General features: G+C 62.5%; 1 protein-coding gene. It reads left to right on the plus strand.

All coding sequences use genetic code 11. The features are described from left to right. Positions 1-582: molybdopterin-dependent oxidoreductase (locus tag HV796_RS43150; protein WP_175233660.1), on the plus strand; the 582-nt coding region annotated here is incomplete at both ends.

The raw sequence follows: 582 nt of genomic DNA on the forward strand, positions 1-582 counted from the left end.
CCCGTATCCGATCGACACATTGATGATCTTCATGGCGAACATGGCATGGAACTCGTCGATGAATACCGTCGAAGTGCGCAAGATGCTCGCCGACCGGCACGAGAACGGCGAGTACAAAATCCCGTTTATCGTCGTGTGCGATGCGTTCCAGTCGGAGATGACCGCGTTCGCAGATCTGATCCTGCCGGACACGACTTACCTCGAGCGCCACGACGCGATGTCGATGCTCGACCGCCCAATCTCCGAATTCGACGGACCGGTCGACTCGGTGCGCGTGCCCGTCGTGCCGCCGACCGGCGAGTGCCGGCCGTTCCAGGAGGTGCTGATCGAACTCGGCAGCCGGCTCAAATTGCCGGCCTTCACGAAGCCGGACGGCACGCGCAAGTATCGCGACTATCCGGACTTCATCATCCATCACGAAACCGCGCCGGGCTCGGGCGTCGGCTTCCTGATCGGCTGGCGCGGCGAAGGCGGCACCGATGCGCTGGTCGGCAAGCCGAACCCGCGACAATGGGATGAGTACGCGAAACACAACTGCGTGTTCCACTACACGCTGCCCGAGACGCTGCAGTACATGCGCGG

It is taken from the genome of Paraburkholderia humisilvae (assembly GCF_902859855.1).
Taxonomy (GTDB): domain Bacteria; phylum Pseudomonadota; class Gammaproteobacteria; order Burkholderiales; family Burkholderiaceae; genus Paraburkholderia; species Paraburkholderia humisilvae.